Raw genomic sequence first — 18649 nt, 5'->3', positions numbered from 1 at the left:
CTGGTCGTGGTCGGCGCCGGGCCGCGCGGTACCGGACTGCTGGAGCGCATCGCCGCCAACGCACCCGAACCGCACGACGGCCGCGGCCTCGACATCCACCTCGTGGACCCGCATCCCCAGGACGGGGTGTCCCGGGTGACGAGCACCACCGTGCCGGGCGCCGCCGTCCAAGCGCGGGCGCCGGTCGAGGCACGGCTGCCGCACCCCACCGTGGAACGCGCCCGCGATCCGCTGCCGCGCGCGCTGCACGCCGACGGCGCCGGCCCGACCCCGGACGGACTGCCGGCCGTCGACCGCGCCGACGGGCGCGTGCCGGACCGGGACGGGCGACCGCGTCCCCGCCGGTTCGCGCTCGGCCCGCACACCGACGCGCGCGGCTCGGGCGCGTTCACCCGGCCCCGCACCGGCGGCGTGGCCTTCCGGCAGAACGACGCCACCGCGCGGGCCTTACCGACCTTCCTCATCGGCTACGGGTCGTGTGAGGCAAGGCCTGGTGAAGACAGGGCTGTTGGCGCACACGGAGCAGACAGAAGGGGATGATCCCGCATGACCTCCTCCCACGGCAGGCGGCGGCTGCACCTGGCCGCCGCACTGGACCGGCGGTCGGTGTACGACGCCGACGCGTACGTGTCGGCCGTCCGGCTCGCCGAACGCGGCGCGCTCGACTTCGTGACCCTGGGCGACAGCCTCGCCCGGCCCGGTCCCGACGCGCTCGCCGTCCTGTCCCGGCTGGCGCCCGCCACGCGGCGCGTCGGCCTGGTCCCCACCGTCACCACCACCCACACCGAGCCCTTCCACGTCCAGGCGGCCGTGGCGACCCTGGACTGGGTCAGCCGCGGCCGGGCCGGCTGGCGGATCGAGGTGTCCACCACCGAGGGCGAGGCCCGCCTCTTCGGCCGCCGCCACGCGGCACCCGCCGACGCGCTCTGGCAGGAGGCCGGCGAGGTCGCCGACGTGGCGGCGCGCCTGTGGGACAGCTGGGAGGACGACGCCGAGATCCGGGACGTGGCCACCGGCCGCTTCGTCGACCGGGACCGACTCCACCACGTCGACTTCACCGGCGCCGCCTTCTCCGTCAAGGGCCCCTCGATCGTGCCGCGGCCCCCGCAGGGGCACCCCGTGCGCGTGGTCGACGCCACCGGCCGGGCCGCACGGGCGGTCGCGGCCCGGTACGCCGACGTGGCCCTCGTGCGCACCGCGCTCCCCGCCCGGGCCGCCGCCGCGCGAACCGAACTGCGGGCGGCCGCCGAGACGCACGGCCGTGACCCGGACGACCTGCGGGTGCTCGCCGCCCTGGACGTCGACCTCGGCGACGGCGAGTACGCGGCAGAACCCGGGCACGGCGGAGGCGGCCCCCGCGCCACCCCGCACGGCCCGCTGTACCGCGGCGGCCCCGTCGACCTGGCCGAACTGATCGTCTCCTGGCACCGGGACGGCACCGTCGACGGCTTCCACCTCACCCCCGTCGAGCCGCGCCGCGACCTGGAACGCCTCGTCAACGGCACGGTGTCCCTGCTCCAGCACCGGGGCCTGTTCCGCACCTTCTACCCGGGCAGCACGCTCCGGGAGCACCTGGGCCTGCCCCGGCCCGCCAACCAGTACGCCGTCGCGCAGGGAGCGTCATGACCGGACCGAAACCGAGGCTGCCGAAACCGAGGCAGCCGAAACCGGCGCAGCCGAAGCGGATGCATCTCGCCGCGCACTTCCCGGGGGTCGACAACACCACCGTCTGGGCCGATCCGCGCTCGGGCTCGCAGATCGACTTCTCCTCCTACGAGCACCTCGCGCGCACGGCCGAACGCGGCCTGTTCGACTTCTTCTTCCTCGCCGAGGGGCTGCGGCTGCGCGAGCACAAGGGCCGCATCCACGACCTGGACGTGGTCGGCCGCCCCGAGTCCCTGACCGTGCTGAACGCGCTCGCCGCCGTCACCGAACACCTCGGCCTCGCCGCCACGGTCAACGCCACCTTCAACGAGCCCTACGAACTCGCCCGCCGGCTCGCCACCCTGGACCACCTCAGCGGCGGCCGGGCTGCCTGGAACGTGGTGACCTCCTCCGACGCCTTCACCGGCGAGAACTTCCGGCGCGGCGGTCACCTGGACCGGGCCGAGCGGTACACCCGCGCCGCCGAGTTCGTGGCCACGGCACGGGAGCTGTGGGACTCCTGGGCCCCGGACGGCACGCCCCGCCCCTTCGCCCACCACGGGCTGCACTTCGACATCGCGGGCGAGTTCACCCTGCCCCGCTCCCCGCAGGGGCACCCGGTGGTGATCCAGGCGGGCGACTCCGACGAGGGCCGGGAGTTCGCCGCATCGTCGGCCGACGTGATCTTCACCCGCCACCGCACCCTGGAGGCGGGTCGCGCCTTCTACGCCGACGTCAAACGCCGCCTGGCGACGTACGGCCGGAGCCCCGGCGACCTCAAGATCATGCCCGGTGTCACGGTCGTCCTCGGGGAGACCGCCGCCGAGGCGCAGGAGCGGGCCGAGGAGATCCGGTGGCAGCAGGTCTCCCCGCAGACGGCGCTGTTCACGCTGGAGCGGATCTGGGGCGTCGACCTGTCCGGCTACGACCCCGACGGGCCGCTGCCCGACGTCGACCCGGTGCCCGACCCGCAGCTCAGCCGGGGACGGACCCGGCAGGGCGACAGCGTCGCGACCGCCGAGAAGTGGCGGGCGCTGGCGCAGGAACGGGGACTGTCCATCCGGCAGACCGTGATCGAGGCGGGCGCCCGGCAGTCCTTCGTCGGCACGCCCGAGGAGGTCACCGCCGAGCTGACCGGGTTCGTGGCGCGGGAGGCCGCCGACGGCTTCATCCTGGTACCGCATCTGACCCCGGGCGGGCTGGACGAGTTCGTGGACCGGGTGGTCCCGTTGCTGCAGGAGCGCGGCGCGTTCCGTACCGCGTACGAGGGCGCCACCCTGCGTTCGCACCTCGGTCTGTCCGACCCGGTGTGGAAGGCTTGAGCCATGACGAAGGGCTCATCCGACGACACACCGGACACGGCATCCGACCCCGCACCCGGCGACGCGTCCGACGCGTCCGAGGCGTGGAGGCGGTGGCACGAGCAGCGGGTCGCCACGGTCTCGGCGCCCTACGGGCCGCTCGCGCTGACCGGCACGCACTGGCTGGAGGACCATCCGGACGGGCAACTTCCGGACATCCCCGGCCGGTGGACGACGGACGGCGACGCGGTGCTGCTGACGGCCGGCCGCGCGGACGGGCTCACCGTCGACGGGCGGCCCCTGGACGGCGAGGCACGGCTCACGGCCGACCGGGGACCGGTGGGCGGGGCCCGGGTGGCCCGCGGCGAGCGGCGGCTGGTGGTGCTGGTCCGCGAGGGGCTGTGGGGCGTCCGTGACTTCGACCCGGCCACCCCCGCACGGCGGGCGTTCCGCGGCATCGCGGCCACGCCGTACGACCCGCGCTGGTCGGTGCCGGGCCGATTCACCCCGTACGACGCGGGGCGGCGCAGCGTGCGGGTGCCGAACGCGGACGGCCGGGAGCGCGGGCTGGCGCTCGGCGGGGAGCTGGCCTTCGAGCTGGACGGGCGGAGGCACACGCTCCAGGTGGGCGTCGAGGACGACGGCTCCCTGTGGGCCGTCTTCGCCGACGCCACCAGCGGGAGCACCAGTTACCGCTTCCGGTTCCTGCGCCCGGCCGCGCCGGACGCCGAGGGGCGCACGACGGTCGACCTCAACCGTGCGCTGCTGCCGCCGTGTGCGTTCGCCGACCACTTCGTCTGTCCCTTCCCGCCGCCGGGGAACACCCTGGGGGCCCACGTCGAGGCGGGGGAGCGCGAACTGCGCTGAGGCCGACGGGGGTTGGTAAAGGTCGTTCAAATCTTGACGGCCGAAAGGCGCCCTTGCGCCGACCGGACGTTCGGCCGAATACTCCAACCTCAGCGCTTGTCAGGGGCACGACGTATCCGGAATCCGGAGGTCCGCCCCTGGCTGCGCCTCACGGGCCCCCATCCCCACGAGAGGGGCCCCCGACTTCCCCTGTGGAGGAACGAAAAGTGAGGATCAAGCGCACCACCCCCCGCAGCGGCATCACGAGACGGACTCGGCTGATCGCCGTATCCACCGGCCTCGTGGCCGCCGCCGCCGTCGCGATCCCCAGCGCGAACGCGGCATCCGCCCCGGTCGCCTTCAGCGCCGCCGAGCTGAGCAGCGCCAGCAGTGCGGTACTCCAGGCCGACGTTCCCGGCACCGCCTGGGCCGTCGACAGCAAGAGCGGCCAGGTGCTCGTCACCGTCGACAGCACCGTGTCCCAGGCCGAGATAGCGAAGATCAAGGAGCAGGCCGGCGACAAGGCCGGCGCGCTCACGATCAAGCGCACCCCCGGCAAGTTCAACAAGCTCATCCAGGGCGGCGATGCCATCTACGCGAGCAGCTGGCGCTGCTCCCTCGGCTTCAACGTCCGCACCAGCAGCGGCGCCGAGTACTTCCTGACCGCCGGTCACTGCACCGACGGCGCCGGCGCCTGGCGGGCCAGCTCCGGAGGCACCGTCATCGGCCAGACGGCGGGCTCCAGCTTCCCGGGCAACGACTACGGCATCGTGCAGTACACCGGGTCCGTCTCCCGGCCCGGCACCGCCAACGGCGTGGACATCACCCGCGCCGCCACCCCGAGCGTGGGCACCACCGTCATCCGCGACGGCTCCACCACCGGCACCCACAGCGGACGGGTCACCGCCCTGAACGCCACCGTCAACTACGGCGGCGGCGACGTCGTCGGCGGGCTGATCCAGACCACGGTCTGCGCCGAGCCCGGCGACTCCGGCGGCTCGCTCTACGGCAGCAACGGCACCGCGTACGGTCTGACCTCCGGCGGCAGCGGCAACTGCTCCTCCGGCGGTACGACCTTCTTCCAGCCGGTGACGGAGGCCCTGAGCGCCTACGGCGTCAGCGTCTACTAGTCGGTCATCGAGCGCGGCCGGCAGCTCGACGAGCCCCCGCACACCGCGGCCACGGTGTACGGGGGCTCAGCCCGTGCTGCCGGGGAGGACGATGCCGTTCTCGTAGGCGAACACCACGGCCTGGGCTCGGTCCCGCAGCTGGAGCTTGGCGAACATGCTGCCGACGTGGCTCTTCACCGTCGCCTCGGTCACGACCAGGCGCGCGGCGATCTCCGGGTTCGACAGGCCCCTGGCCACCAGGAGGAGGATCTCCCGTTCCCGTGGGGTCAGACCGGCCAGCACCGTGTCCCGCGGCCGGACCGGTGCGGCCCGGGTGGCGTAGTCCTCGATCAGCCTGCGGGTGATCGACGGCGACAGCAGGGCCTCACCGGCGTGCACGACGCGGATCGCCTCCAGCAGGCGGGCGCGCGAGGCGTCCTTCAGCAGGAAGCCCGACGCGCCCGCCCGCAGTGCGCCGAAGACGTACTCGTCCAGGTCGTAGGTGGTGAGGATCAGCACCCGGGGCGGGGAGCCGGAGGCGGTCAGCCGGGAGGTGGCCTCGACACCGTCCATGCGGGGCATGCGGATGTCCATCAGGACCACGTCGGGGCGCAGGGCGGCGGCTCGGGCGAGTGCCTCGTGACCGTCGTCGGCCTCCCCGACGACCTCCAGGTCGTTCTGGGTCTGCAGGAACAGCCGGAAGCCGGTACGGATCAGCTCCTGGTCGTCGACGATCAGCAGGCGGATGGTCATGCCGCGTCCCCGGCGTCCTCGACGGGCAGCCGGGCGGTCACCACGAACCCGTCGGCGGTACGGCGGGCGTCCAGGCTGCCGCCCGTCACCGCGGCGCGTTCCCGCATCCCGAGGATGCCGTGCCCGGCGCCCGACGGGACCGGGTCGCGGCCGCCTCTGCCCCCACCTCCGTCTCCGCCGTCGTCCTCGACCGTGACGTCCAACCGCGTCCGGCCGTAGTGGAGTGCCACCGTGACCCGGGTGGGGTCGGTGTGTTTGAGCACGTTGGTCAGTGCCTCCTCGACGATTCGGTAGGCCGACAGCTCGAGGCCGCCGGCCAGCGGCCGGGCCTCGCCGGTGAACTCCAGCCGTACGGGCATCCCGGCTGTCCGGTATCCGGAAACCAGCTCGGGAAGCTGGCCGAGCGAGGGCTGCGGCCGCCACTGCGCGCCGTTGTCCGGCGTGCGCAGCAGGCCGAGGATCCGGCGGAGTTCGGCCAGGCTCTGCTCCGCGTTGACCTCGACCCGTTCCAGGGTCTCGGCCGCGACCCCGGGGTCGGTCGGCAGGACGTCCCGGGCGCCGCGCACACCGATCAGCATGACGGTGACCGAGTGGGCGACGATGTCGTGGAGTTCGCGGGCGATGGAGGTGCGTTCCCGCTGTGCCGCGAGCTGGTCGAGCTGCTCGCGCTCGCGTTCCAGGGTGGCCGCGCGGTCCTCCAGCGCCCGGGTGTAGCGCCGCCGGGTCTGGAGGTACGAGCCGACGGCCCAGGCGCCGACCGGGACGGGCAGCGAGGAGATGCTCGCCAGCAGCAGGAACAGCGCCGTCGGCACGAGCGCCGCCACCGACACCCTCCGGTCACGCAGGTCGGCGAGCGAGGCGAGGGCGACCACGACGGGCGCCCCGCCCGGCGAGTAGCCCAGCGGCACGAGCACCGCGGCGCCCGCACAGGCCGTGACGAGCACCGTCACCACGACCGGGTCACGCTGACCGGGGTCCGTCGTCGAAGAGCAGCCCGATCTCCACTCCGGTCGTGATCACCGCCAGCACGAGGTCGAACATCGCCGAGCGGCGCGCGGCCGCGCGTACGCCGCCCGGGCCCGCCACAGGAGTGCGTTCACGCCAGGTCGTCGACCGCCGTTCTGCGGCCGTAACGCTTCGTCGGCCGTTCGACCCTGATGGCCGGCGGGCCCCCGACACCTCTTGAATCCTCCCCTCCCTCAAGGGGGAGGGGATTCCTGGCTCAGGCTGCCTCCTGGAGCGGCGCTCCAGGAGGTCTTCCACCATCGGCGCCAGCCGGGTTGAGACCAGCCCGGACGAGCATGACGCGTGCGGAGTTCTTGTCCCGTGGGGCTGTGGTTCCGCAGGCGGTGCAGGTGTGGGTGCGTTCACCCAGCGGCAGTGTGTGCTTGGCTCTCGCTTCGCACTGCGCGCAGTCCATCGTGGTGTACGCGGGGTGGACCAGGCGGATGTCCCGCCCGTGCTTGCGTCCCATCTCGATCAGTGCGGCCTTGGTGGCGCCGATGGCGGCGTCCGCGGCCTTGCGGGCCATCGTCGACCGAGCCAGGAACTTCGGCCGGAAGTCCTCCACCGCTACGGCATCGTGGTCGCGGACGACCTTCTTGGCCCACTTGCGGCCGGTGTCCGCACGCTGCCGGGCGACCTTCTTGTACGCCTTCGCCCGCAGCCTCCTCGCCGCACGGTAGCCCCTCGATCCGGGCGTCCCCTTCTTCGGCCTGCGACGGGCCATCATCCGGTCGTACCGGGTGAGCTTCTCCTTCGCCTTCCCACCGTGCGAGGGGTGTGGCAGGTCGTACGCGTCAGACGTGGTCGTCGCCGTCTCCTTCACACCCCAGTCGACACCGAGGACGCGACCGGTCGCGGGCAGGGGCTGGACCTGGGCGGGGACGACGAAAGAGGCGTACCAGTGTCCGAGGCTGTCCTGGTAGACGCGTACCGAGGACGGCTCGGCGGGCAGCTCCCGCGACCACACCACCGACACGACGATGCCGCCTGCCAGGTGCAGCCGGCCGTCCTTCAGCCGGAACCCGCGTCGGGTGTAGTTCAGGGTCGGCAGTTCCTCGCGCCGGGTCTTCCATGTCGGCATCCCGGCCCGGCGCGCCACGGGCAGACGCTCCGAGATGTCCCGCTGCGCCCTGGCGCGGGAGCGACCGAAGTCACGGATGATCTGCTGCTGGGGAACGCAGGAGCCCTCCCGCAGCCACGGCGTACGGGAACGGGCCTCGGTCAGCATCCTGTCCAGCTGCGCCGGACCGCACGTGACCCTCTCGCCACTCGCCCTGTTGTGCAGATGCACGGCCCTGGACTTGGCGACGCACTCGTTCCACACCCAGCGGCACCGGCCCCACTCCGCCGCCAGACGGGCACGAGCCGCGGACGACACCCGCAACCGGTACGTGTACCGGGCACGACCGCCCTCCGCCCCCACCTGCGCCATCTTGCCCCCGTCACGGCCACGGCCCGTCCCTAACCATGCGAAGGACCATACGTACGACAGCCGCACACATGCCCGCCGATCCCGTGCCCGCCACCCTGACCAGTGATCACAGGCACACGCGTTCGCTTTGCTTGGGTCATGCAGGTAGCGATACGGGCGTCGCGCCCGTATCGGGGCTTCGGCGACGCTCCGCGTCGCCGTACTCGGATGCGATTCCTCCCCGGCGTGAACGCCGAAGCCTCCGGCGTGGTGATCTCCGGTCTTCCACCCAGGGTCGAAACCCGGACTCCCACCAGAGGGGGAGACCACCACCGCCTCCCCGCTCCCGCGAGGAGGAGGTGAAGGCCGTGTGACCACGCTGGAGTTGTCGTGCGCACGTCCTGGAGTCGACCTTGTGTGCGGCCTGTGGAATCGGAAGAGTTAACGCTCGTCAACCAGCCTTCCGGTCCGCGAGGTCCCCACAACCTCCGGGCCGACCCCCCACAGGAGGACGTGAGTTGAAGCACCGACGCATACCCAGGCGGCGGGCCGCCGTGGTAGGTGCGGGAATCACCGCACTGGTCGCGGCCGGAGTCACCTTCCAGACCGCGAACGCCAGCGAGTCCCCGGAGACCGCCGCGCCCGAGACCCTGTCGGTCACGGCGGCCGGAAAGCTCGCCTCCACGCTGCTCGGCGACCTCGGCGCGGACGCGGCGGGCACGTACTACGACGCGCAGGCCAAGAGCCTCGTCGTCAACGTGCTCGACCGGAGCGCCGCGCAGACCGTCGAGGAGGCCGGCGCCAAGGCCAGAGTCGTCGAGAACTCGCTCGCCGACCTGAAGAGCGCGCGCACCGCCCTCACGAAGGACGCGACCATCCCCGGCACGTCCTGGGCGACCGACCCGACCACCAACAAGGTCGTCGTCACCGCCGACCGCACGGTCTCCGAGGCCGAACTGGCCAAGCTGACCAAGGTGGTCGACGGACTGGGCGCCAAGGCCGAACTCAAGCGGACCAAGGGCGAGTACAAGCCCTTCGTCGCGGGCGGCGACGCCATCACCGGAGGCGGCGGGCGCTGCTCGCTCGGCTTCAACGTGACCAAGGGCGGCGAGCCGTACTTCATCACCGCCGGCCACTGCACCGAGTCCATCTCGACCTGGTCGGACTCCTCCGGGAACGTCATCGGCGAGAACGAGGCGTCCAGCTTCCCGGACAACGACTACGGCCTGGTCAAGTACACCGCCGACGTGGACCACCCGAGCGAGGTGAACCTCTACAACGGCTCCTCGCAGGCCATCTCGGGCGCCGCCGACGCCACCGTCGGCATGGAGGTGACCCGCAGCGGTTCCACCACCCAGGTGCACGACGGGACGGTGACCGGCCTGGACGCCACCGTGAACTACGGCAACGGCGACATCGTCAACGGCCTGATCCAGACCGACGTCTGCGCCGAGCCCGGCGACAGCGGCGGCTCGCTCTTCTCGGGCGACCAGGCCGTCGGCCTCACCTCCGGCGGCAGCGGCGACTGCACCTCGGGCGGTGAGACCTTCTTCCAGCCGGTGACGGAGGCCCTGTCGGCCACCGGTACGCAGATCGGCTGAGTAGCACTCGCACACCTGTGAGGTCCCGTCCCGCGCGCGAGGGGCGGGACTTCCGCGTGTCCGGCCGGGGCTCCCGAGCGCGGACGACGGTCAGGCGGCCGGTGGCGCGGGCAGGTCCGTCTCCGGCCGCCCCCGGCGCGGCAGCACGGCCGCCAGCATCGTGATCACCGTCCCCGCCACCGCCCACGCCCACAGCACCAGCAGGGAGGCGGTCACGTCGTTCCCCTTGAAGTAGGCGATCGAGCGGGCCGCCCAGGTACCGGCGCCCGGTGGCAGCGTCGGACCGATCGCCTTCCAGAACGGCGGGAGCAGCGGCAGCGGGAAGGCGCCGCCCGCACTCGGGTTGCCCGCGATCACCACCAGCAGGATCGCCAGACCGATGCCGACGATCCCGAAGACGCCCTGGAGGGCGAGCGTGGCGGCGCCCACCGCGAAGGTGATCAGCGCGCCGAGTCCCCACAGGTCCAGCACGCCGCCGGGCAGCGCGCCCAGGATCGGCCCGATGATCACCGCACCGCCGAGCCCGCCGACGATCGCGACCAGGGCCATCACGATGAGCCGGATCGCCGCCCGGCGCGGGTTGGCCGGCCGGGCGCCGGTGCTGATCGCCAGGATCGAGGCGCACAGGTAGCCGCCGACGCACCAGCCCACGACCAGGTAGAAGGACGACAGTCCGTCGAAGTCGTGGCGGGAGGCCGGGGCCACGTCGACCACCCGCACCGCGCGTCTCTCGGCCTGCTCCGCCTTGCCGACGATGCCCTCGAGGGTGGTGGCGAGGACGGTGCCGCCGCCGGAGGCGACCAGCAGGGTGTCCTGCCTGCCGTCGGGGTCCAGGACCAGGGCGCCGTCGATCTCCCGGTTCATGATCTGCCGCCGGGCGGCCGCCTCGCCGGCCACCGTGCGCGGGTCCAGCGGGGAGCCGGGCAGTGCTTCCAGCCGGTCCACCGTCTGTCCGGCGGCCGCCCCGGGCGCGACCACCCCGAAGGGCACGTCCTTGGGCCGCGGGTCGTGCAGCGCCCCCACGTAGGAGGCGATGAACAGCAGCTGGAGCGCGATCACGCCGAGCACGAGCAGGGTGGCCCGCGGGGTGACGGCGTCCCTCACCTCACCGAGGAAGGAGCCGCTTCGCGTGCCGCTTCGCGTGCGGGGGCCCGGTGTGTGTGACATGTCCCCACAGTCCGGGTCGGGGAGTGTTTGCGCAGGTGGGACGGGGCCGAACGGATGTCGCACACACATTCGACGATGGGGGTATGGTGGGTGAGGTAGCTGGGAACAGACGTTCGATAATGGCGTTCGGGCCTGCATGGGCATGCGTCGGTTCATGAGTCGGGAGGTGCGTGATGCCGGGTTTCACGCATCTGCACACCGTCTCCGGGTTCTCCGCCCGCTACGGTGCCTCCCATCCGGAGCGGCTGGCCGAGCGCGCCTTCGAGCGGGGCATGGACGCCCTCGCCCTCACCGACCGCGACACCCTCGCGGGCACGGTCCGCTTCGCCAAGGCCTGCGCGAAGGCGGGCGTCCGCCCCCTGTTCGGCGCGGAGCTGGCGGTCGCCGCCCCCGAGCCCGAAGCCGACCGTACGGACACCTCCGTGCGCCGGGACCGGCGCCGCGTCCCCGTGCGCGGCGGCGCCTTCGTCGACGAGTCGGCCCCGCGGGTGACCTTCCTCGCCCGTGACGGCGCCCGTGGCTGGGCCGACCTGTGCCGCCTCGTCTCCGCCGCCCACACGGCCGAGGGCACCCCGCTGCTGTCCTGGCCCGACAACCACGCCGACGGCCTGACCGTCCTGCTCGGCCCCGGCTCCGAGGTCGGCCGCGCCCTCGCCGCCGGTCGTCCCGACCGCGCCGCGCGGCTCCTCGCCCCCTGGCGCGAGGTCTACGGCGACGCCCTGCGCCTGGAGGCCGTCTGGCACGGCCGCGAGGGCACCGGCCCCGGCTCCCTGCGGCTGGCCGCCCGCACCGTGGGCTTCGCCGCCGAACAGGGTGTCCGGCCGGTGCTCTCCAACGCCGTCCGCTACGCCGACCCCGGCCAGGGCGAGGTCGCCGACGTCCTGGACGCCGCCCGCCGCCTGGTCCCGATCGACGCCACCAAGGAACTGGACTCCGGCGAGGCCTGGCTCAAGGACGCCGGTGCGATGCGGCACGCCGCCGAGCGGATCGTCGAGTCCGCGGGCTTCCGGCGGGACACCGCCCACCGCCTGCTGGAGCAGACCCGGGCGACGGCCGCCGAGTGCCTGGTCGACCCCGAGGACGACCTCGGCATGGGCGCCGTCCATTTCCCCGAGCCGCACCTGGTGGGCGCCGGGCGCCGCACCGCCCAGCGGGCGCTCGCCTCCCGGGCGGCGGCGGGCATGGTGCGGCGCGGCTACGACCGGCGGCCTGGCCGCCGGGAGTACTGGGAGCGGATGCACCACGAGCTGGACATCATCGCCCACCACGGCTTCGCCTCGTACTTCCTCACCGTCGCCCAGGTCGTGGACGACGTACGGCACATGGGCATCCGGGTCGCCGCGCGCGGCTCCGGCGCGGGCTCGCTCGTCAACCACCTGCTCGGTATCGCACACGCCGACCCGGTCGAGCACGGGCTGCTGATGGAGCGGTTCCTGTCCAGGGAGCGGGTCGTGCTGCCCGACATCGACATCGACGTGGAGTCCGCGCGGCGCCTGGAGGTCTACCGCGCGATCATCGGCCGGTTCGGCACCGAGCGGGTCGCCACGGTCGCCATGCCGGAGACGTACCGGGTGCGCCACGCCATCCGCGACGTGGGCGCCGCCCTGTCCATGGACCCGGCCGAGATCGACCGCATCGCCAAGTCCTTCCCGCACATCCGCGCCCGCGACGCCCGCGCGGCGCTGGAGGAGCTGCCCGAACTCAAAGCGCTGGCGGGGGAGTCCCGGCGGGACGGAGGAGGGCGGTACGGCAGGCTCTGGGAGCTGGTCGAGGGCCTGGACGCCCTCCCGCGCGGCGTCGCCATGCACCCCTGCGGCGTCCTGCTGTCCGACGCCTCCCTGCTCTCCCGCACGCCGGTGATGCCGACCAGCGGCGAGGGCTTCCCGATGGCCCAGTTCGACAAGGACGACGTGGAGGACCTCGGGCTGCTCAAGCTGGACGTGCTCGGGGTGCGGATGCAGTCGGCGATGGCGCACGCGGTCGCCGAGGTGAAGCGGGCGACCGGCACCGAGGTCGACCTGGACGCCGTACCCGAGGGCGACCCGGCGACGTACCGGATGATCCGGTCCGCCGAGACGCTGGGCTGCTTCCAGATCGAGTCACCCGGCCAGCGGGACCTGGTGGGGCGGCTCCAGCCGGCCACCTTCCACGACCTCGTGGTCGACATCTCGCTCTTCCGGCCGGGACCGGTCGCCGCCGACATGGTGCGCCCGTTCATCGAGGCCCGGCACGGACGGGCGCCGGTGCGCTATCCGCACGAGGACCTGGCGGAGCCGCTGGACGGGACGTACGGGGTCGTCGTCTTCCACGAGCAGATCATCGACATCGTCGCCATCATGACCGGCTGCGGACGCGGCGAGGCCGACCGGGTGCGGCGCGGGCTCTCCGACCCGGAGTCGCAGGGGCGGATCAAGGTGTGGTTCGCCCAGCACGCGACGGCGAACGGATACGACGCGGAAACGATTCAGCGGACCTGGGAGATCGTCGAGGCCTTCGGCAGCTACGGCTTCTGCAAGGCGCACGCCGTCGCCTTCGCGGTGCCGACGTACCAGTCGGCGTGGCTGAAGGCCCACCACCCGGCCGCCTTCTACGCGGGTCTGCTCACCCACGACCCCGGCATGTACCCCAAGCGGCTGCTGCTGGCGGACGCGCGGCGGCGCGGGGTGCCGATCCTGCCGTTGGACGTGAACGTGTCGGGGGTCGCACACAGGATCGAACTGGTGTCTGAATCGGGGTCACGGAAGCCCGCCGTGTGGGGACTCCGGCTCGCCCTCTCGGACGTGCACGGCATCAGCGAGGCCGAGGCGGAGCGGATCGCCGCGGGGCAGCCCTACGCCTCCCTGCTCGACTTCTGGGAACGGGCCCGCCCCAGCAGGCCGCTGGCCGGACGGCTCGCCCAGGTCGGCGCGCTGGACGCGTTCGGCGCCAACCGCCGCGACCTGCAACTGCACCTGACCGAACTGCACCGCGGCGCCCGAGGCGGCCGCGGCGACCAGCTCCCGCTCTCCGGCGGACGCAAGACCGCCTCCGCCGGACTGCCCGACCTCACCTCCGAGGAGAAGCTCAGCGCCGAACTCGGCGTGCTCTCCATGGACGCCTCGCGCAACCTGATGGACGATCACCGCACCTTCCTGCGCGAGCTGGGCGTGGTGTCGGCCAAGCGGCTGCGCGAGGCACGGCACGGGGAGACGGTGCTGGTCGCGGGCGCCAAGGCGGCCACCCAGACCCCGCCGGTCCGCTCCGGCCGCCGCGTCATCTTCTCCACCCTCGACGACGGCTCCGGCCTGGTCGACCTCGCCTTCTTCGACGACTCGCACGACGCCTGCGCGCACACCGTCTTCCACTCCTGGCTGCTGCTGGTGCGCGGAGTGGTGCAGCGGCGCGGCCCGCGCAGCCTCAGCGTGGTCGGCTCCGCCGCCTGGAACCTCGCCGACCTGCTGGAGATCCGCCGGGAGGAGGGTCTGGAGGGCGTCGCCGCCCGGCTGGCCGGGGCGGGCGGCGACCAGGGCGACGACCCCGGGGGCGGCCCGGCGCGCCGCCGCCTCGCCGGTTCGGACGGGCGGCCCGCGCCGGCCGGGTCCGCGGCCCAGGACCCGGTGGAGCAGCGGAGGATCCGCATGTCCACCGGGTACGAGATGCACCCCTGGGCCGATCTGCGCCCCGCGGGCGAAGGGCCCGCGGTCGGAAGGAAGTTGTGGCACCAGAGTCCGGGGAGTGCGGGATGACGATCCTCTGCGTACGTTTCCAACTGCCGCCGATGTACGAGGCGGCCCTGCCCGAACTGCTCGGTCTCCTTGAGGAGTTCACGCCGATCGTCGAGGCGCTGCCGCCCGACGGCGCGCTGGCCGACCTGCGCGGCGCCGAGCGGTACTTCGGGCGCGACGCCGTGGCACTGGCCTCGGTGATCCGGGTCCGCGCCCTCGCGCTGCACGGCGTGGACTGCGTGATCGGCGCCGGACCCGGCCCGATGCTGGCCCGTATGGCCCTGCGCGACGCCCGGCCGGGACTGACCCGCGCGGTGTCCGGCGGCGAGGAGCGCGCGTTCCTCGACGGCAAGCCCGTCGCCGCGCTGCCCGGCGTCGGCACCGCGACCGCCCGCACCCTGTGCGAGTACGGCCTCGACACCCTCGGCCGGGTCGCCGCCGCGCCGCTGTCCACCCTCCAGCGCCTGGTCGGCGCGAGGACCGGCCGCGAGCTGCACGAGAAGGCCCGGGGCGTCGACCGCGGCCGGGTCGTCCCCAACGGCGTCTCCCGGTCCCTGGCCGCCGACCGCCCCTTCGACCGCGACGAACTCGACCCCGACCGCCACCGCCGCGCCCTGCTCTCGGCCGCCGGGGAACTGGGCGCCCGGCTGCGCGCCGTGGACAAGGTCTGCCGCACCCTCACCCTCACCGTCCGCTACGCCGACCGGTCGGCCACCACCCGCAGCCGCACCCTGAAGGAGCCGACCGCGCACTCGGCGGCCCTGACCCGGACCGCGTACGACCTGTACGAGGCGCTCGGCCTCCAGCGCGCCCGGGTCCGTACGATCGCCCTGCGCGCGGAGAGCCTCACGTCCGCCGAACACGCCTCCCACCAGCTCACCTTCGACCCCGTGGACGAGAAGGTCCGCCGGATCGAGGAGGTCGCGGACCGCGTGCGGGCGAAGTTCGGGCCGCGGGCGGTGATGCCGGGGTCGCTGGCGGCGTGAGGCCCCCGCGGGTCAGTTGGCCCACGGGGGAGTGAGGCGGGTGCCGTCGGCCAGCTCCGCCGTCAGGCCGACGGAGGTGGTGACCCAGGAGATCGCGGTCCGGTCGGTGGGGTTCTCGACGGCGAGGGTCGTCCCGGAACCGATGATCACGGTGTCGCCCGCGGTGACGTGCTCGGAGCGGCCGTCGAGGGTGATCAGCAGCTCGCCGGTGAGCAGGTGGAAGATCTCCTCCCGGTCGACGGTGTGCGCGGGTGCCTTCGTGCCCGCCGGGATCTCGCCCCGCCAGGCGCACAGCTCCTTGCTGCCGGCACGGGGGCTGGCGTACGAGACGAAACGGGCGCCGTGGATCTCGTGGGTGACGCCTTCGGACGAGCGGACGACGGGCATGACGGGGCTCCTCTGGACATGTGGGCAATATGGTCAAGCAGCTTGACTACTTCTGCCGTTCTCATGGTCAAGCCGCTTGACCAAAGTGTCAAGGGTGTTTCAATGCCCCCGTGCAGAACTCCGACGCCATGGCCCTCACCGCCGCCCTGCTCGCCGCGGCCGGCGGACTCACGCAGCGCATCCACGAGGGTGTCGTCGCCCGCGGCTTCGAGGGCGTGCGGCCCGCGCACGGGTTCGCCTTCGCCCGGCTCGCCCCGGACGGCGCCACGGTCACCGACCTCGCCGTCCACCTCGGAGTGACCAAGCAGGCCGCCAGTCAGCTCGTCGAGGAACTGGTCCGCAAGGGGTACGCCGAGCGCCGGCCGCATCCCGCCGACGCGCGCGCCCGGCTCGTCGTGATGACGGAGGCCGGGTGGGCCTGCACGCGGGCGGCGGAGGCGGCGGCCGCGGAGGCCGTGGGTGCGTGGGCCGACGTGCTCGGCGAGGACGGGGTGCGGGCGCTGCGCGACGGCCTGCTGCGCGTGGCGCCGGCCGGGCCGATGCGGCCCACCTGGTGACCTGACCCGCTGGCACCCGCGGCGCCGACGGCGTCGGATATCGGCGTCGGTTATCACTGGAAGTTTTTACTGACGCGTAACTTCACTCTTGCACTACTCGCCCGTAACTTGACGAGTGAACAGCATCCCGTGATCCGGATCACAGGGCATCCCTGCCGTCGCAACTCCCCCGATCCGCAAGGAGATCACCCGATGCTGCCCTGGAGTCGAGTGTTCAGACCGCTGGCCGCGCTGCTGCTGGCCGTCGCGGTCGCCCTGGTCCCCACCGTCACCGCCACCGCCGCCCCCACCGCGGACGCCCGCCCCGGCTCCGGCTGGAACGACTACACCTGCGAGCCCTCCGCCGCCCACCCCCGCCCCGTCGTCCTGGTCCACGGCACCTTCGGGAACTCCGTCGACAACTGGCTGGGCCTCGCGCCCTACCTGAGGAACCGCGGCTACTGCGTCTTCTCCCTGGACTACGGCCAGTTGCCCGGCGTCCCGCTCTTCAACGGACTCGGCCCGGTCGAGAAGTCGGCCGGACAACTGGCCGCCTACGTCGACAAGGTGCTCACCGCGACCGGCGCCGCCGAGACCGACCTCGTCGGCCACTCGCAGGGCGGCATGATGCCCCGCTACTACCTCAGGTTCCTCGGCGGGGCCGACAAGGTGAACGCCCTGGTCGGCATAGCGCCCAGCAACCACGGCACCACCCTGTCCGGCCTCACCCGCCTGCTGCCGTACTTCCCCGGCGTCGAGGACCTGCTCGACGAGCACACCCCCGCCCTCGCCGACCAGATCGTCGGCTCCGACGTCCTCACCAAGCTCAACGCGGGCGGCGACACCGTGCCCGGCGTCCGCTACACCGTCCTCGCCACGAAGTACGACGAGGTGGTCACGCCGTACCGCAGCCAGTTCCTCGACGGTCCCGGGGTGCGCAACGTCCTGCTGCAGGACCTGTGCCCGTTCGACCTCTCCGAGCACCTGGCGATCGGAATGTTCGACCGGATCGCCTTCCACGAGGTGACCAACGCCCTGGACCCGGCGCACGCCACGCCCACCACCTGCGCCTCCGTCTTCGGCTGACGGGCGCTTCCCACCCCCGCGCCCCGGCGCACGTCACGCGGGGCCCGCCCGGCCTGAGCCGCCGGACGGGCCCCGCGCTTCCCCCGCGTCAGTGGCCGTGCCGGCCACCGGTCGTCGCGCGCCGCCGGACCGACGCGAACAGGACGGCCGCGCCGAGGGCCAGGGCCGCGGCGCCGCCGACGGCGATGTAGGGCGTGGTGCTGTCCCCGCCGGTCTCGGCGAGGTTCTCCGTACCCCCGCCGGCGGCCTTGACCTCGTTGGGCTCGGCGGCGGTACCGGGCGCCCGCTCCGGGGCGGCGGCCGGGTCCGTCGGGTCCGTGGTGGTCGCCGCGTCCTGGTCGCCGTGACCGTGGTGCTCGATCGTCGACTTCTCCGCCGCGGCCGCGAGCTGCTCCTCGGAGGGTGCGGAGGCCTCCGGAGCCGGGGCGGCGCCCGCCTCCGCGTCGCCGGACGCGGTGCCGCCGTCGCCGCCGAAGGTGACGTCCGAGCAGGAGTAGAACGCCTCCGGGCTGTCCGAGCGCTGCCACACCGCGTACAGCAGGTGCTTGCCGGACCGCTCCGGCAGCGTGCCGGAGAAGGTGTAGAAGCCGCCCGAGGCGACCGGGTCGGTGGAGGTCGCCACCGGGGCGGACAGGTCCAGGTCGCCCCAGCCGAGCGGCTGCGACGGGTCGTAGCCCGGCTTCGTGATGTAGACCTTGAACGTGCCCTTGTGCGGGGCCGTCACGCGGTACTTGAAGGTGTACGAGCCGCTGCTCACGCCGGTCGCGGGCCAGTCGGCGCGGGCCAGGTCCAGGCCCTTGAACGCCGGGTCGCCGGCGCTGCACAGCTTGCCGTCCGGGACCAGCTCCTGGTGCCTGCCGTCGGCGTCGCCGATGCGGATGCCGTTCCAGTCGTAGAGCGCCTGCGTGCCGCCCGCCGCGACCGCCGCCCTGCACGCGGCCGACTTCGGGCTCTCGGGCCCCTCCGCGTGGCACTGCGACACCCGGCTGACCGGGTCGCCCATCGAACCGTGCGCCGAAGCGGGGGCGGCGGCCAGCGTGGTCAGGGCGAGCGGGGCGAGACCGGCGACGGCGACGGCGGCGACCCTGCGGGACGCGGACGGTGCGGGCATGG

At 73.4% G+C, this 18649-nt stretch carries 16 protein-coding genes and 1 pseudogene; 10 read left to right on the top strand and 7 right to left on the bottom strand.

Going from position 1 to position 18649, the window contains the following annotated elements; genetic code table 11:
• Positions 1–15 precede the first annotated feature (15 nt).
• The 5 genes and pseudogenes from C4J65_RS05565 to C4J65_RS05545 form a co-directional block, all read left to right on the top strand.
• Positions 16–540 (top strand): annotated as a pseudogene (locus tag C4J65_RS05565) (adenylate cyclase); the annotation flags it as partial.
• A 6-nt stretch (positions 541–546) separates the two neighbouring features.
• Complete coding sequence (locus C4J65_RS05560; protein WP_115741372.1) at positions 547–1626, top strand: LLM class flavin-dependent oxidoreductase; 1080 nt, start codon at positions 547–549, stop codon at positions 1624–1626.
• Between the two features lie 59 nt (positions 1627–1685).
• Positions 1686–2966, top strand: a complete 1281-nt coding sequence (locus tag C4J65_RS05555) for an NtaA/DmoA family FMN-dependent monooxygenase (RefSeq protein WP_205351126.1) — start codon at positions 1686–1688, stop codon at positions 2964–2966.
• Between the two features lie 3 nt (positions 2967–2969).
• Entirely contained in the window at positions 2970–3812 is an 843-nt protein-coding gene (locus C4J65_RS05550) for a DUF1684 domain-containing protein (RefSeq protein WP_115741370.1), read from the top strand.
• 206 nt (positions 3813–4018) lie between these two features.
• A complete protein-coding gene (locus C4J65_RS05545; protein ID WP_115741369.1) occupies positions 4019–4921 on the top strand; it encodes a S1 family peptidase in 903 nt (300 codons plus the stop codon).
• Positions 4922–4987: 66 nt separating this feature from the next.
• Here C4J65_RS05545 and C4J65_RS05540 read toward each other — a convergent pair whose 3' ends face one another.
• The 4 genes from C4J65_RS05540 to C4J65_RS05530 all read right to left on the bottom strand — a co-directional run bounded on the left by C4J65_RS05540 (position 4988) and on the right by C4J65_RS05530 (position 8090).
• Positions 4988–5653, bottom strand: a complete 666-nt coding sequence (locus C4J65_RS05540) for a response regulator transcription factor (protein WP_115741368.1) — start codon at positions 5651–5653, stop codon at positions 4988–4990.
• Entirely contained in the window at positions 5650–6606 is a 957-nt protein-coding gene (locus C4J65_RS05535; protein WP_240330377.1) for a histidine kinase, read from the bottom strand. The genes C4J65_RS05540 and C4J65_RS05535 overlap by 4 nt, the downstream gene beginning before the upstream one ends.
• Positions 6607–6613: 7 nt before the next feature.
• On the bottom strand, positions 6614–6739 hold the full coding sequence (locus C4J65_RS37025) for a hypothetical protein (RefSeq protein ID WP_275898145.1): 126 nt from the start codon (positions 6737–6739) through the stop codon (positions 6614–6616).
• 136 nt (positions 6740–6875) lie between these two features.
• Complete coding sequence (locus tag C4J65_RS05530; protein ID WP_115741367.1) at positions 6876–8090, bottom strand: RNA-guided endonuclease TnpB family protein; 1215 nt, start codon at positions 8088–8090, stop codon at positions 6876–6878.
• 497 nt (positions 8091–8587) lie between these two features.
• Between C4J65_RS05530 and C4J65_RS05525 the strand changes: the two genes are divergently transcribed.
• Positions 8588–9670 carry a S1 family peptidase gene (locus tag C4J65_RS05525; RefSeq protein ID WP_115741366.1) on the top strand — a complete coding sequence of 361 codons (1083 nt, stop codon included), beginning with the start codon at positions 8588–8590 and terminating at the stop codon, positions 9668–9670.
• Between the two features lie 90 nt (positions 9671–9760).
• On the opposite strand, the gene C4J65_RS05520 is transcribed toward C4J65_RS05525, so the two are convergent.
• Positions 9761–10837: a DUF3533 domain-containing protein gene (locus C4J65_RS05520; RefSeq protein WP_115741365.1), complete on the bottom strand. Its 1077-nt coding sequence runs from the start codon at positions 10835–10837 to the stop codon at positions 9761–9763.
• A gap of 173 nt (positions 10838–11010) precedes the next feature.
• On the opposite strand from C4J65_RS05520, the gene dnaE reads away from it, so the two are divergent.
• The gene (gene dnaE / locus C4J65_RS05515; protein WP_115741364.1) at positions 11011–14562 is read left to right on the top strand and encodes a DNA polymerase III subunit alpha; all 3552 of its coding nucleotides are present in this window, start codon (positions 11011–11013) and stop codon (positions 14560–14562) included.
• Positions 14559–15527: a hypothetical protein gene (locus tag C4J65_RS05510; protein ID WP_115741363.1), complete on the top strand. Its 969-nt coding sequence runs from the start codon at positions 14559–14561 to the stop codon at positions 15525–15527. The genes dnaE and C4J65_RS05510 overlap by 4 nt, the downstream gene beginning before the upstream one ends.
• A gap of 12 nt (positions 15528–15539) precedes the next feature.
• Here C4J65_RS05510 and C4J65_RS05505 read toward each other — a convergent pair whose 3' ends face one another.
• Positions 15540–15914, bottom strand: a complete 375-nt coding sequence (locus tag C4J65_RS05505) for a cupin domain-containing protein (protein ID WP_115741362.1) — start codon at positions 15912–15914, stop codon at positions 15540–15542.
• Between the two features lie 110 nt (positions 15915–16024).
• On the opposite strand from C4J65_RS05505, the gene C4J65_RS05500 reads away from it, so the two are divergent.
• Positions 16025–16471, top strand: a complete 447-nt coding sequence (locus tag C4J65_RS05500) for a MarR family transcriptional regulator (RefSeq protein WP_115741361.1) — start codon at positions 16025–16027, stop codon at positions 16469–16471.
• Between the two features lie 192 nt (positions 16472–16663).
• Positions 16664–17536 (top strand): alpha/beta fold hydrolase, encoded by an 873-nt coding sequence (locus C4J65_RS05495; protein ID WP_115741360.1) that lies wholly within the window; start codon positions 16664–16666, stop codon positions 17534–17536.
• 88 nt (positions 17537–17624) lie between these two features.
• On the opposite strand, the gene C4J65_RS05490 is transcribed toward C4J65_RS05495, so the two are convergent.
• Positions 17625–18647: a lytic polysaccharide monooxygenase gene (locus tag C4J65_RS05490; protein ID WP_115741359.1), complete on the bottom strand. Its 1023-nt coding sequence runs from the start codon at positions 18645–18647 to the stop codon at positions 17625–17627.
• Between the last annotated feature and the right edge of the window lie 2 nt (positions 18648–18649).

The organism is Streptomyces sp. CB09001 (assembly GCF_003369795.1).
Classification (GTDB): Bacteria; Actinomycetota; Actinomycetes; order Streptomycetales; family Streptomycetaceae; genus Streptomyces.
This window is presented reverse-complemented; position numbering and strand designations above follow the sequence as displayed.